Genomic DNA, 12,209 nt, shown 5'->3' with positions numbered 1-12,209 from the left:
GCGGTTTTCCAGAGTTGTTACCAGAAAACTTAGCAACTATTAGCCACTGGGGCGAAAAGTTCAGATTCAGGGCTCTGTTTTTTCCTCTGCTCGCCCTCACTGCAGCGCCACCTCGGTGCCGTCGGCTGCCACCATCACGCCCGGCGAGGCCTCGTCAATCTCGATGCGCACGCCCATGTGCTTAGTGGCGCTCATGTCCCGGTCGCCCGGGATGGTCATGAGATTCAGGCAGCGCACGTACTCGTCGCGCAGGGCTGGCGACAGAACGAACTTTTGCGGGTAGGCGTTGCCGTTACCCTTCCAGTGGGCAATCAGCTTTTCGGTCATCTGTAGGTAAAGGGTGGTCATCGCGTAACCGTAGTCATTGGGAATGGTGTCAAGGCCTTGGCGGGTGTCAAAAGACCTCGAAGATGACATATTTCACACATGCTCGCGGAGATGCGCGTAAGGTGAGAGGCGTTCGCTGCACGCGCTAATCATCGATACGGGTGCCGCGCGTGCATGGTGCTGGAGTGGGGCATGAGCCGTAATGAACAAGTTCCAGCCGGTAAGACCGGCGATTGGACTTTCTCAATTTCTCATACGCAGGCACCGGAGGGTGGCTACTCTGGTGCAGCCGACATCAGCTTTCAAGGAAGGCACCAATGTAAGCTGGTGCTGGCCAGTCCCTGCCTCTCTCCGCAAGAGGGGGATGAGATGCTGAAGAAAAAGTGCGTGGACTGGATCGAGCAGCGAGAGGGTCTTCGCGGCGATCTGAGTCGGTCGGCCGAGCCCGAGGAAGCATGAGGGCCTAGGCTGCAGGTCCTGGCAGTGCGAGCGCCCATGAAAAAGCCGCCTCGAGGGCGGCATGGCTTGGAAAGAGCTGCAGATCAACCCGCTGGGGGTGGGTTTCGGATCTCGACTGGCCCGATGCCGCTGTAGATGGTGGTGCCGTCCTTCAGCGACGTGACCGTCCAGCGCTCGGCGCCGTGCCCGGGCGTGATCTTGTAGTCGCCTGGGCCCATCGGCAAAAGGCTCACCTCGAGTTCGGTGTCGCTGTACCAAGCTGGTGTATAGAGGACGGCGGGTTCGGCAGGGAAGAATTCGGCTTGGCTCATCGCTTGATTGTCGCGGGCTGTTCAGTGGAGGCCGGGACGCACCACCAAGAATGAGGACGTTGCGGCTCATCTACTGGCCATTCGAAGCCAGAAAGCAGAATCCCCCCGTTGCTCAACAAAGACACATCTTGAGGCTTTTGATACCGCGAATGCGCTAGACCGTATTCCTGCTTGTTTCTGTCGTTTTTGCCGCGCAAAATCGCGTGAAACGAGGCGGAATCAGAGCCAAAGTGGCCTTGAGGAGTAATGTTTGACCATCGCTGGAATGTATTTTTCACCGGAGGGCGTTGTGCTCGGAGCTGATAGCACCTCCTCCGTCCACGGTGAAAACGGCTACCACTATTTCAACTATGGCCAAAAGCTCTTTGAAATAGGCCAAGATTCAACATTCGGAATACTCACTTGGGGGATGGGCAGCATTGGAACGACGAGCTACAGAACACTCATCGCCAATCTTGGTGATGATCTGACTCGTGTGCCTCACACCTCAATTGATGATGTTGCTGCAAGGTGGATCGATATTTTTTGGCCTGAGTTTCTCGGAGATTCCGATGTCCAGCGTGCTCTAGCTCTAGATAAAAAGCCGAAGCATGATCCCGCAGATGCTGCATCGACAAACAACCGCACAGAGGTCGAGGAGAAGCTGTACGCAAAGCTGGCGCGTGACTTAGGAGTTGGTTTTTGTATTGCAGGGCATGCTGAGCAAAACAGGCAACCTGCCGCTGTCACCGTCTCTTTCCGCGCCCTTGCACCAAAGCCTAATGCTGAAAGCTTGCGCCCACATGAGGTCAACTGGTGGGGGATGCCCAACGTTATGAACAGACTGGTATACGGCGTTGATGATGATACCGTGACTGCTGTCCTAGACTCACAGAAGTGGACGGGTACTCAAGACGAGCTTGTCCAAGTTCTTGCAGCCCGCCCCTGGGTGCCACGTGCTCACCTACCCATACGTGATGCAATTGACTACGTGCACTCCGCCATCTATTGCACTATCAAGGCAATGAAGTTTTCCAACCTGCCGCAGGTATGTGGGGGGCCGATTGAACTTGCTGTCATCACCTCTGATCGCAAGTTCCGTTGGGTTCGTCACAAAGCGTGGGACGCGGCAATTGCCGATGGAGAGGTGAAATGAGTAAACGCAAAAATCTAGATCAAGCTTCAATACAGGACACAGTAGTTCGAATGCGTGAACACTATGCAAAGACCGGTGCCTACACCGCCGATCAGCTTGCAAGAGTTCTAGGTGATCCGCTGGCTGGCATCGGTTTACGGATGAGTGCCCATCCTGAGAAAAAAAAGCAACAGGAAGAACAAAAGAAATGAGATGAGTTGCCAGGGTGGAACTGCAGATCAATTTCAAATAGCAGCCCGCCTCGAATCTTTAGGCTAACAATCGATTAATCATCCAATCAGCGTACGGCCAGTTGATCAAGCAAGCAACTTGGCTCAACCATATGAAGAGCGCCAACGACAAGCAGTTGTCTCTCCCCTGAAGTGCCGCGACCATGGGGCAGTCTGAGAACAGACCCGAAACAGATCGACGTTTGCTGAAAACAGCAAAAAGCAGCCGCGTTTCGAGACCAATACGCGCGCGCGCGAGCTTTTGCCGGTTTTGTCAGTGACCCCGGGGCACCTTTTCGGATTTCGGACGCCCTCTCCGAGTAGTTTTCACAAGGTGTAGCCAGGCGCGAGCAACGGCCGATCCGCAACGTTCCGCGCGCGCGAGGCCCAGTTAGTGAAAGTTAGCCTTCCCCACCAAAGTAAAGAGTATTTACTCGCAGTGTGCCCGCGCGGATGTCAGCTCACCCGGTACGCGATGTAGACCAGCACAGCCAGACAGGTCCACAGCAACAGCTTCACCTGGTGCAGGAGCTTCAGGGCCGGCAGTTGGATATTCACAAGCGCCACAACGTCCTCTCTGGCATGGCATGCGGCCTTCAGCCCTTGCTGCGCTGAGTAGACGAATTCACCATCCTCGTTCCTCGTCGGGACCAGTCCCTCAGCAGCAGCTGAGCGATGGGCAGTCAACGCCGCCGTGTAAACAATCCGCTCGGCAGCGCCCACTTTCATGCCCTGCTCCATCTGCTTGACGAACAGGGCTTCATTGTCTTGGTCGAGTTTTGCGTAGTCCATATGCGGCTCTCTCCATGTGCTGGATTCTCACGCGAACTTTGCTGGTTCTGATTGAAAACAATCAAGCGAAATCGAATTCCGAACCGAGCACAAGGCTAGTGAACTTCTCTCACCCGCCAAGAAGGCGACGGGGGTCAATACGCGGGGAATGGACGCGTAGATGGTCAGCCCATGCGACCAGCTATTGACGCAGCCCCGCGCGAGCAGAACTTGTCAAAACTTGCATTGCTGTCGCCGAGGACACGGCGGGTCAGGTCGCCGCCGCATGCATGCTGCGCGAAGCGCGCACCATCGCACACAACGGAGTGTCCCCAGATTGCCAGCAAAGAATCGACGCGTCCTACTTTTTGCCCTTCAATGTCGCTGCCAACTCCCCGATGCATGAGGAGAACTCGTTGCGGGTCCGCTCATCCATGCGAGCGGTTCCTGAGAAGACCCTGTCCTGTCCGGTCCCACCACTAAATCCGATCCAAAATTTCTTATCAGCCAGGAATCCCTCCAAGGCTGTGAGCCCGTCGTTCAACGGTGACCCGAACATATGGAAGCCCGGGTCATCGGCATCAATGATCTTGTTCTCCATCGGAGCAAGAGGCGTTCCCCCCTCCGTCCTGATCCAGGCGACCTTCTTCCCAGTAAGTCGCATCTTTTCCGCGCCCTCCCTCAGGTCGCCCGATTTGAGCCCAGCTTTGACCAATGTGTAGCCTTGGGAATGAATGGCTACTGACCCGTCCACACATCAACGCCAGTTCTTGTTCCAGGTTGCATCGCAAGCGCGGTGAAGCGGATACCGCATGATGTAACCGCGCCTCTGGCAGCCAGAATGGTTGGCTGAAACGTGAGTTGATCCAGCGTCGAAATCGACTGGGCCGCGGCAAGCCATGCGAATGACAAGAGGAAGCTGCCAACGGCAGGCCTGAAGACCAAATGAGCGATGCTCTTCATTTCGTCCCTCCCTGAAGTGAGGTGCCTATTCCGCCCTCTTTTCTAGCTTGGGCGGCTCAATCTGAGCCGAGGCTGGATTATGAGCACGAGGACGCATCCTGTCCGGATTCCAGATGGCCAATCACATGAACATGTGAGCCTGAGGAGTTAGCGGAATGACATGATGGGGCAGGGGCCCTCAATGCCCCTTCACAAACACAGGAGGGTGGTATGGAGGTGGTGATAGGGATCATCGTCATTGCCATCGTGGCTGGCATCTGGGCAGGCATTCAGAAGCAGAGAGCGTTGGAACGCGCCAAGAAGGCATACCTAGAAGCCCTGGCGCAACTCAAAGTCGCGCCAAACAATGCGGATCTGAAGCAGCACACCCTAGCGCTGGGGCGCGCGTACTCCCACCTAACGCGTGACAAGAAGGGCGTCTCACTGTTCGATGAGGTTGCCCTGATGAACGACATCAATGCCGCCTGCGCAGCAGCAGGTACGGCGGCACTTCCGCAGTCCAGTCACGCCAGCGCTGGGGCCTCGATTGAGGCTCGGCTTCGCACGCTTGCCGACTTGAAAGAGAAGGGCCTTGTGGCCCCCGCCGAATACGAGTCGCGCCGTAACGAAATATTGAGCAGCATCTGAGGCAACTGCAATTCATTGGCAGTCGCCGGCCCAGCCGTGATAGTTAGACCTCCAGGGCACGGATACTCTCAACATGCCGCCTTCCATTCACTTTTTCCCAGACACAAATCTCTTCGCACAATGCAAACCGCTTGCAGACCTCGACTGGTCGCGGTGGGGAGTAGCAGAAATCGAGTTGATCATCTGCCGTCCAATCCAAGCAGAAATCGACGGCCATAAAGGCAAAGGATCTGGCCGCCTAGCCAAACGTGCTCGCACAGCCTCAAGCATATTTCGCGCAGCGCTGACGGCAGATTCGGGCTTCATCGAGATCAAGACGGGTAATCCAACTGTCCGTTTGAGCGTGCGATCAGATCTGAAAGTTGATCCGTCGCTGGACGAAGTACTTAGCTACGATGAGCGCGATCACCAGTTGGTTGGGACCGCTGCACTCTATAGCAAGAGAAATCCTCAACTTGATGTCCGCGTACTGACGCATGACACAGGCCCTATGGGTGCGGCGCGTGCTGCAGGCATCGCCTTCACACCGATACCAGACAGCTGGCTCCTAGCGCCAGAACTCGACGAAGCCGAGAAGCGCACACGAAATCTTGAGGCGGAACTAGCCGACTACCGCAAAGCAGAGCCAAAGTTTGAGGCCCACCAAGATCTCGACACCTCAGGTATTGGCGTGGAAGTGGCTTTGATTGAACTGAAGCGCTATCGTCCGCTTCAGGACGAGGAGATAGAAAGACTAGTGCAGCATCTCAAGGCTCGGATTCCTTGTGCGCACGATTTTGGCCCGAGAGAACCAAAGGAAGTCGCAGCCAAAGGCTTTGAATCGATTCTTTTCACGAAGAAGACCTTTACGCCCGCGAGCGATGACAGTATTCGAAAATATCAAGATGAGCTTTATCCGAACTGGATCGAAGCCTGTTCGACCTACTTGGCGAGCCTTCACGACATCCTCAATACACAAGCTCCTTTGCCATTGCTGACTGTGTGTATCCAAAATGTTGGGTCACGTCCGGCGGAGGATGCACTAGTCAAATTCACGTGCAGAGGCATGCTTCAGATAGCGGCTCCGCCGTGGAAGAAGGAGCAGCCGAGCATGCCAGAATTGCCCCTCGCGCCCAGTCCACCTTCTGGAGTATGGCGGACTCATCGATACCCTGATCTCCTAAACAGAGGGTTCGCGCACCATTTGAATATGCCGCACCCCGCTTGGCGCGACGATTTGTCGTCCTCGCTTTCTGCTGGCGGCAGAGACCCAAACGCTTTTTACTGGCATCCCAATCGACCTGAGCATCCTCAAAGCGAGGTAATCTTGACGTGCCAACAGTGGAGACACTCGATGGACGCAGAATCATTCGAATTGGTGTTGCACCCACTCTTAGGTGACGAGCCGGCAGAAGGAACTGTCACAGTGGAGGTGCACGCAAAGAACTTGACGAAGGCATTCACCCAACGCTTCCCAGTGCGCGTGACTCCCCTGGACATGACCCCGTGGCCAGAGGCGCTAAAGATTGTCGAGCAGGCGGCGATTACCAAGATATCTCTCAACTAGACCGCTTCCATCCGTGAAGTGAGTACAGAGCCCAGCAAGGACGACAGCCGGCTGGGATAAAGCCCCCAATTTGGCGCCGCTCGGCTACACCATGGCTACATGGCCTCTCTGAGCCCGAAAGAAAAAGAAAAGGCGCTATCGTTTAAATAGCGCCTTATTCAGTGCCCATACGGCTTTTCGGTGGTAGGCCGTGCTGGGCTTGAACCAGCGACCAACGGATTATGAGTCCGCTGCTCTAACCAACTGAGCTAACGGCCCACGCGGGACGATTCTATGCGCGCCGCCGAGCCGATCTGCGCTACTTGCGATGGCTCAGCGCGTTGCTAACCAAACGCGACGTGATGTCGACGATCTGGATCATGCGCTCGTAAGGCATGCGTGTCGGCCCGATCACGCCCAGCGTGCCCACGACCTGCCCGTCGACCTCATAGTTGGCGCTGACGATCGAAAGCTCCTCGAACGGCACCACCTGGCTTTCTCCGCCGATGAAGATCCGCACGCCCTCGGCCTTGCTCGACACGTCGAGAAGGCGCATCAACTGGGCCTTCTGCTCGAAGAGTTCGAAGGCGCGGCGCAGCTGTCCCATGTCGCTGGAGAAATCGCTCACCGCCAGCAGATTGCGCTCCCCGGAGATGACGACGTCGTCTTCCTGCGCCTCGGTCAGCACTTCCGAGCTGACCTGCACCGCCGCCTGCATCAGCGTGGCGATCTCGCCGCGCAGCATCTCGATCTCGGACTGCAGCCGGTCGCGCACCTGCTCGATGGTCAGGCCCGCATAGTTCGCGTTGATGTAGTTCGAGGCCTCGACCAGTTGCGACTGGGAATAGTCGGCCTCCGGAAAGATCACCCTGTTCTGCACGTCGCCATCGGGCGAGACGATGATCACCAGCAGGCGCCGCTCCGACAGCCGCAGGAATTCGATCTGCTTGAACACCGACGCGCGCCGCGGCGCCATCACCACGCCCACGAACTGCGACATGTTCGACAGCAGGTGCGCCGCATTGGCGATCACCTTCTGCGGCTGGTCGGGTGCGAGGCTCGGCGCGGTCATCTGCTCGCGCTGCGCGGTCAACATCGTGTCGACGAAGAGGCGGTATCCGCGATGCGTGGGAATGCGCCCCGCCGAGGTGTGCGGACTGGCGATCAGCCCCAGCGCCTCGAGGTCGGACATGACGTTGCGGATGGTTGCCGGCGACAGATCGAGCCCCGAAGAGCGCGACAACGTGCGCGAACCGACAGGCTGCCCGTCGGCGATGTAGCGCTCGACGAGCGTCTTGAGCAGCAACTTGGCACGGTCGTCCAGCATTGCAAGATTTTAGTGTTGTAATTTGTGAGATATGACCTCACGCTTTCGTCACGTCGCCCTGATCGGCAAATACCAGGCTTCCGGCGCCCGGGCGCAGGCGGATGCGCGCGACAGTGTCATGGAAGACATCGGTGCCTTTCTCGAATCGCAAGGCTGCACGGTCTACGTCGAGCGCCCGACCTGCGAGGAAGCCGATGACGCCCTCCCCGCCCATCCACGCTACGAAGCCCTGAGCGTCGAGGAAATCGGCCAGCGCTGCGACCTCGGCCTGGTCGTCGGCGGCGACGGCACCATGCTCGGCATCGGCCGCCAGCTCGCCAGCTACGGCATTCCGCTGATCGGCATCAACCGCGGCCGGCTCGGCTTCATCACCGACATCCCCCTCGACAACTACCAGGCCACGCTGATCCCGATGCTGGCCGGCGAGTACGAGGAAGACCACCGCAGCCTGATGCAGGCCAAAGTCATGCGCGACGGCGCCTCGGTGTTCGACGCCTTCGCCATGAACGACGTGGTCGTCAACCGCGGCGCCACCTCCGGCATGGTCGAGTTGCGCGTGTCGGTGGGCCGCCATTTCGTGGCCAACCAGCGTGCCGACGGCCTGATCATCGCCACGCCCACGGGCTCGACCGCCTACGCGCTGTCGGCCGGCGGCCCGCTGCTGCACCCGGCGGTGCCGGGGTGGGTGTTGGTGCCGATCGCGCCGCACACGCTGTCGAACCGCCCGGTCCTGCTGCCCGATGCCGACGAGATCGTCATCGAGCTGGTGGGCGGGCGCGACGCCAGCGCCAATTTCGACATGCAGTCGCTCGCCTCGCTGGCTATCGGCGACCGCGTGGTGGTGCGCCGCTCCGACTTCCGCGTGCGCTTCCTGCATCCGCGCGGCTGGAGCTACTTCGACACGCTGCGCAAGAAACTTCACTGGAACGAAGGGGGCTCCTGAATGGCGCTGCGACGCATCGCACTGCGCGACTTCGTGATCGTGCGATCACTAGAACTCGACCTGTCCGGCGGCTTCACAGTGCTGACCGGTGAAACCGGCGCGGGCAAATCCATCCTGATCGACGCGCTGCAGCTCGCGCTGGGCAACCGGGCCGATGCCGGCGCGGTGCGCGAGGGCGCCGAGCGCCTCGACGTGAGCGCCGAATTCGATGCCGATCCGACGCTGGACGGCTGGCTCGACCAAGGCGGCTTCGAGCCCGGCGACGCGCTGCTGCTGCGCCGCACCGTCGATCTGCAAGGCCGCAGCCGCGGCTGGATCAACGGCAGCCCCGCCACCGCCACCCAGCTGCGCGAGCTCGGCGACCGCCTGCTCGACATCCACGGCCAGCACGCCTGGCAGAGCCTGACGCGGCCCGAAGCGGTGCGCGGCCTGCTCGACGCCTACGCGGGCGCGCGCACCGATGCGCTCGACGCCGCATGGCAGGCCTGGCGGCAGGCGCTATCCACGCTCGAACACGCCCGCTCCGCTCAAGACTCGCTGCAGCGCGAACGCGAACGGCTGCAGTGGCAAATTTCCGAAGTCGCCAAGCTCGCGCCGGGCGCCGACGAATGGGAAGAGCTGTCGACCAACCACTCGCGCATCTCCAATGCACAGGCGCTGATCGACGCGGCCCAGGGCGCCAGCCAGGCGCTGGAGGACGATGACAACGGCGCCCTTTCCGCGCTCCAGCGCGCGGCCACGCTGCTGCAGAACTGCGAGCACATCGAGCCCGAGTTCCGCGCGCTGGGCGAGGTGCTCGCCTCCTGCGTGGCCCAGGCCTCCGACGCGGCCCACACGCTGCACGGCTACCTGCGCGATGCCGACACCGATCCGCAAAGCCTCGCCGAACTCGACGAGCGCATGGGCCTGTGGATGTCGCTGGCGCGCCGCTACAAGCGCCCGCCGGCCGAGCTGCCGGCGCTGCTGGCCGGCTGGCAGGCCGAGCTGCAGGCGCTCGACGCGCAAAGCGATCTCGAAGGCCTGGAGCGCGCCGAGCAGGCCGCGCAGCAGGCCTACATGAAGGAAGCCAAGGCGCTCGGCAAGATCCGCAAGCAGGCGGCGCCCCGGCTCTCGCAGGCCGTTACCGACGCGATGCAGGGCCTGGGCATGCAGGGCGGGCGCTTCGAGGTCGAGCTTCAGCCGCTGGCTCAACCCAGCCGCGCCGGCCTCGAAGACGTGGCCTTCCTCGTGGCCGGCCATACCGGCAGCACGCCACGCGCCATCGGCAAGGTGGCTTCGGGCGGCGAGCTCTCGCGCATCGCGCTCGCCATTGCAGTCACCACCAGCCAGCTCGGCGCGGCGCAGACGCTGATCTTCGACGAGGTCGATTCCGGCGTGGGCGGCGCGGTCGCGGAAACCGTCGGCCGCCTGATGAAGCAGCTCGGCCGCGACCGCCAGGTGCTCGCCGTGACCCACCTGCCGCAGGTGGCTGCCTGCGCCGACCACCACCTGGTGGTGGCCAAGCGCCAGACGGCTGCAACCGGCAGCGACGGTCCGCGCACCGAAAGCGGCGTGTCGCGCCTGGACGACGACAACCGCGCCAGGGAAATCGCCCGCATGCTGGGCGGCGAAAAAGTCTCGCAGACCTCGCTCGCCCACGCGCGCGAGATGCTCGGCCACAAGACCTCGGCGACCGCGCAATGACGCTCGACCTTGTGCTCATCACGGGCATGTCGGGCTCCGGCAAGTCGGTGGCCCTGCATGCGCTGGAAGACGCTGGCTACTACTGCGTCGACAACCTTCCGCCCGAGCTGCTGACCTCGTTCATCGCGCTGCAGCACGAGCAGCAGGCCACGCGGGTGGCGATTGCCATGGACGTGCGCAGTGGCGTCTCGCTGCCCACCGTTCCGCAGCAGCTCGACGCGCTGCGCCGCGATGGCGGCATTTCGCTTCGCTCGCTCTTCCTCGACGCGACCACCGACGCGCTGCTGCGCCGCTATTCGGAAACCCGCCGCCGCCACCCGCTCTCGCGCCAGGAGGGCCGCACCGACGTGCCCGAGCAGCATCGCGTGCTGACCCAGGCCATCGAGCTCGAACGCGAGCTGCTGGCCGATCTGCGCGACGGTGCCGACGTGATCGACACCAGCCTGATCCGCCCGGCGCAGTTGCAGAGCTACATCAAGTCGCTGATCTCAGCGCCGCAGACCGCGCTGACGCTGGTGTTCGAATCCTTCGCCTTCAAGCGCGGCGTGCCGCTCGATGCGGACTATGTGTTCGACGTGCGCATGCTGCCCAACCCGCACTACGTGCCTGCGCTGCGGCCGCTCACGGGCCGCGACGAGCCGGTGATCGAATGGCTGCGCGAGCACGACGACGTGGCGCGCATGTACGACGACATCGAGCAGTTCCTGACGCACTGGCTCGACGCTCTGGCGCGCGACCACCGCAGCTACGTGACGGTGGCCATCGGATGTACGGGCGGGCAGCACCGCTCGGTGTTCCTGGTCGAGCAGCTGGCGCGCTCGTTCGGCGCTCGCTGGGGCGCCCTGAAGCGGCACCGCGAGCTCGACGCGAACTGATCGGCTGGCGGGGTTAGGCCTCGCCGCCCTCCAGCAGCTTGCGCATCGGGGCCGGCAGGCCCAGCCGGCTCCACTCCTTTGCTGCGAACCAGCGCGCGCCCTCGCCTTGCGGCTGGCCATCATCGATCTGCACTGGATGCAGATGCAGGTCCTTGTGGGTCAGCACGTGCACGAAGGCCGGCAAGTCGTGAGCACCGCGCCGCGCGGTCGTCGGCAGGGCGGCAAGAAGTTCTTCGCGGCTGTCGAACACCGGCAGGCAGTAAAGCCCGGCCCAGATGCCCTTCGCCGGCCGTTTCTCCAGCCACACACGGCCCTGGGCATCGCGCGCCAGCAGCACCCAGAGCGACTGGGCGCTGCGCTTGAGCTTGCGCGTCTTGACCGGGTAGCGCTCCGGCGCGTCTTCGCGCAGGGCCGCGCAGCTCTTCTGCACCGGGCAGATCATGCAGCTCGGCTTGCGCGGCAGGCACACCGTGGCGCCCATGTCCATCACACCCTGTGTGTAGTGCGCGATGGCTTCCTTTTCCTTTGCAGGCGGCAGTAGCTGCGTGGCCAGGTCCCACAGCGCGCGCTCCTGCGCCGCCGAAGACATGTCGCCCGCGAAGCCGAGCACGCGCGTCAGCACGCGCTTGACATTGCCGTCGAGGATGGCCACGCGCTCGCCGAAGCAGAATGCCGCGATGGCCGCCGAGGTCGATCGGCCGATGCCCGGCAGCGTGACGAGCTCGGCCGCAGTGCGCGGAAACTCGCCGCCGAAGCGCGCGACGACCTCTTGCGCGCAGCGATGCATGTTGCGCGCGCGGCTGTAGTAGCCCAGCCCACTCCACAGGCCGAACACTTCGTCCTCGGTGCCCGCGGCGAGAGCCTTCACGTCGGGAAAGCGTTCGAGAAAGCGCGCGAAATAGCCGAGCACCGTCGACACCTGCGTCTGCTGCAGCATCACCTCCGACAGCCACACGCGATACGGGTCGCGCGTGTTCTGCCACGGCAGCTGACTGCGCCCGTGGCTGCGCTGCCAGCTCACGATCTGCGCTGCGAAATCCGGGGGCAATAGCTG

At 61.5% G+C, this 12,209-nt stretch carries 15 protein-coding genes and 1 tRNA gene; 8 read left to right on the top strand and 8 right to left on the bottom strand.

The features are described 5' to 3' along the window. Nucleotides 1–96: 96 nt before the first annotated feature. Nucleotides 97–348: a hypothetical protein gene (locus AC1VNX_RS07320; protein ID WP_483156108.1), complete on the bottom strand. Its 252-nt coding sequence runs from the start codon at nt 346–348 to the stop codon at nt 97–99. 171 nt (nt 349–519) lie between these two features. Between AC1VNX_RS07320 and AC1VNX_RS07315 the strand changes: the two genes are divergently transcribed. Continuing rightward, nucleotides 520–786 carry a hypothetical protein gene (locus AC1VNX_RS07315; protein WP_483156107.1) on the top strand — a complete coding sequence of 89 codons (267 nt, stop codon included), beginning with the start codon at nt 520–522 and terminating at the stop codon, nt 784–786. 83 nt (nt 787–869) lie between these two features. Here AC1VNX_RS07315 and AC1VNX_RS07310 read toward each other — a convergent pair whose 3' ends face one another. Further along, nucleotides 870–1,097 (bottom strand): hypothetical protein, encoded by a 228-nt coding sequence (locus AC1VNX_RS07310; protein WP_483156106.1) that lies wholly within the window; start codon nt 1,095–1,097, stop codon nt 870–872. A gap of 250 nt (nt 1,098–1,347) precedes the next feature. On the opposite strand from AC1VNX_RS07310, the gene AC1VNX_RS07305 reads away from it, so the two are divergent. Both AC1VNX_RS07305 and AC1VNX_RS07300 read left to right on the top strand, forming a co-directional pair. After that, nucleotides 1,348–2,232 (top strand): hypothetical protein, encoded by an 885-nt coding sequence (locus AC1VNX_RS07305; RefSeq protein ID WP_483156105.1) that lies wholly within the window; start codon nt 1,348–1,350, stop codon nt 2,230–2,232. Then, the gene (locus AC1VNX_RS07300) at nt 2,229–2,423 is read left to right on the top strand and encodes a hypothetical protein (RefSeq protein ID WP_483156104.1); all 195 of its coding nucleotides are present in this window, start codon (nt 2,229–2,231) and stop codon (nt 2,421–2,423) included. Before AC1VNX_RS07305 ends, AC1VNX_RS07300 begins: the two co-directional genes overlap by 4 nt. A 474-nt stretch (nt 2,424–2,897) precedes the next feature. Here AC1VNX_RS07300 and AC1VNX_RS07295 read toward each other — a convergent pair whose 3' ends face one another. From AC1VNX_RS07295 to AC1VNX_RS07285, 3 genes are all read right to left on the bottom strand, one after another. Further along, nucleotides 2,898–3,233, bottom strand: a complete 336-nt coding sequence (locus AC1VNX_RS07295; RefSeq protein WP_483156103.1) for a hypothetical protein — start codon at nt 3,231–3,233, stop codon at nt 2,898–2,900. Between the two features lie 340 nt (nt 3,234–3,573). Next, nucleotides 3,574–3,813: a hypothetical protein gene (locus tag AC1VNX_RS07290; protein WP_483156102.1), complete on the bottom strand. Its 240-nt coding sequence runs from the start codon at nt 3,811–3,813 to the stop codon at nt 3,574–3,576. Nucleotides 3,814–3,950: 137 nt separating this feature from the next. Beyond that, nucleotides 3,951–4,175, bottom strand: a complete 225-nt coding sequence (locus AC1VNX_RS07285; RefSeq protein WP_483156101.1) for a hypothetical protein — start codon at nt 4,173–4,175, stop codon at nt 3,951–3,953. A 210-nt stretch (nt 4,176–4,385) separates the two neighbouring features. On the opposite strand from AC1VNX_RS07285, the gene AC1VNX_RS07280 reads away from it, so the two are divergent. Both AC1VNX_RS07280 and AC1VNX_RS07275 read left to right on the top strand, forming a co-directional pair. Beyond that, nucleotides 4,386–4,802 carry a hypothetical protein gene (locus tag AC1VNX_RS07280; RefSeq protein ID WP_483156100.1) on the top strand — a complete coding sequence of 139 codons (417 nt, stop codon included), beginning with the start codon at nt 4,386–4,388 and terminating at the stop codon, nt 4,800–4,802. Between the two features lie 73 nt (nt 4,803–4,875). Further along, a complete protein-coding gene (locus AC1VNX_RS07275; protein WP_483156099.1) occupies nt 4,876–6,348 on the top strand; it encodes a PIN domain-containing protein in 1,473 nt (490 codons plus the stop codon). Nucleotides 6,349–6,529: 181 nt separating this feature from the next. Here the strand turns inward: AC1VNX_RS07275 and AC1VNX_RS07270 are convergent. Beyond that, nucleotides 6,530–6,606: transfer RNA gene (locus AC1VNX_RS07270), tRNA-Ile, on the bottom strand. Between the two features lie 40 nt (nt 6,607–6,646). After that, the gene (gene hrcA / locus AC1VNX_RS07265) at nt 6,647–7,654 is read right to left on the bottom strand and encodes a heat-inducible transcriptional repressor HrcA (RefSeq protein ID WP_093209713.1); all 1,008 of its coding nucleotides are present in this window, start codon (nt 7,652–7,654) and stop codon (nt 6,647–6,649) included. 31 nt (nt 7,655–7,685) lie between these two features. Between hrcA and AC1VNX_RS07260 the strand changes: the two genes are divergently transcribed. Genes AC1VNX_RS07260 through rapZ form a run of 3 tightly spaced genes read left to right on the top strand, consistent with a single transcriptional unit; the run spans nt 7,686 to nt 11,155 of the window. Continuing rightward, on the top strand, nt 7,686–8,597 hold the full coding sequence (locus AC1VNX_RS07260) for an NAD kinase (protein ID WP_483156098.1): 912 nt from the start codon (nt 7,686–7,688) through the stop codon (nt 8,595–8,597). Continuing rightward, entirely contained in the window at nt 8,598–10,280 is a 1,683-nt protein-coding gene (gene recN, locus AC1VNX_RS07255) for a DNA repair protein RecN (RefSeq protein ID WP_483156097.1), read from the top strand. Then, entirely contained in the window at nt 10,277–11,155 is an 879-nt protein-coding gene (rapZ, locus tag AC1VNX_RS07250; protein ID WP_483156096.1) for an RNase adapter RapZ, read from the top strand. The genes recN and rapZ overlap by 4 nt, the downstream gene beginning before the upstream one ends. A gap of 13 nt (nt 11,156–11,168) precedes the next feature. Here the strand turns inward: rapZ and mutY are convergent, their stop codons facing one another. Further along, nucleotides 11,169–12,203, bottom strand: coding sequence for an A/G-specific adenine glycosylase (gene mutY, locus AC1VNX_RS07245; protein WP_483161896.1), 1,035 nt, complete (start codon nt 12,201–12,203; stop codon nt 11,169–11,171). Nucleotides 12,204–12,209: the final 6 nt, after the last annotated feature.

The organism is Variovorax sp. TLI9-5A, from assembly GCF_056867935.1.
This window is presented reverse-complemented; position numbering and strand designations above follow the sequence as displayed.

Excerpts from the sequence above, each read along its gene's own strand:
- AC1VNX_RS07310 (WP_483156106.1), bottom strand. The coding sequence starts at position 1,097 with ATGAGCCAAGCCGAATTCTTCCCTGCCGAACCCGCCGTCCTCTATACA.
- AC1VNX_RS07315 (WP_483156107.1), top strand. The coding sequence starts at position 520 with ATGAGCCGTAATGAACAAGTTCCAGCCGGTAAGACCGGCGATTGGACT.
- AC1VNX_RS07280 (WP_483156100.1), top strand. The coding sequence starts at position 4,386 with ATGGAGGTGGTGATAGGGATCATCGTCATTGCCATCGTGGCTGGCATC.
- AC1VNX_RS07285 (WP_483156101.1), bottom strand. The coding sequence starts at position 4,175 with ATGAAGAGCATCGCTCATTTGGTCTTCAGGCCTGCCGTTGGCAGCTTC.
- AC1VNX_RS07300 (WP_483156104.1), top strand. The coding sequence starts at position 2,229 with ATGAGTAAACGCAAAAATCTAGATCAAGCTTCAATACAGGACACAGTA.
- rapZ (WP_483156096.1), top strand. The coding sequence starts at position 10,277 with ATGACGCTCGACCTTGTGCTCATCACGGGCATGTCGGGCTCCGGCAAG.
- AC1VNX_RS07290 (WP_483156102.1), bottom strand. The coding sequence starts at position 3,813 with ATGGAGAACAAGATCATTGATGCCGATGACCCGGGCTTCCATATGTTC.
- AC1VNX_RS07260 (WP_483156098.1), top strand. The coding sequence starts at position 7,686 with ATGACCTCACGCTTTCGTCACGTCGCCCTGATCGGCAAATACCAGGCT.
- recN (WP_483156097.1), top strand. The coding sequence starts at position 8,598 with ATGGCGCTGCGACGCATCGCACTGCGCGACTTCGTGATCGTGCGATCA.
- AC1VNX_RS07320 (WP_483156108.1), bottom strand. The coding sequence starts at position 348 with ATGACCACCCTTTACCTACAGATGACCGAAAAGCTGATTGCCCACTGG.
- AC1VNX_RS07295 (WP_483156103.1), bottom strand. The coding sequence starts at position 3,233 with ATGGACTACGCAAAACTCGACCAAGACAATGAAGCCCTGTTCGTCAAG.
- AC1VNX_RS07275 (WP_483156099.1), top strand. The coding sequence starts at position 4,876 with ATGCCGCCTTCCATTCACTTTTTCCCAGACACAAATCTCTTCGCACAA.
- hrcA (WP_093209713.1), bottom strand. The coding sequence starts at position 7,654 with ATGCTGGACGACCGTGCCAAGTTGCTGCTCAAGACGCTCGTCGAGCGC.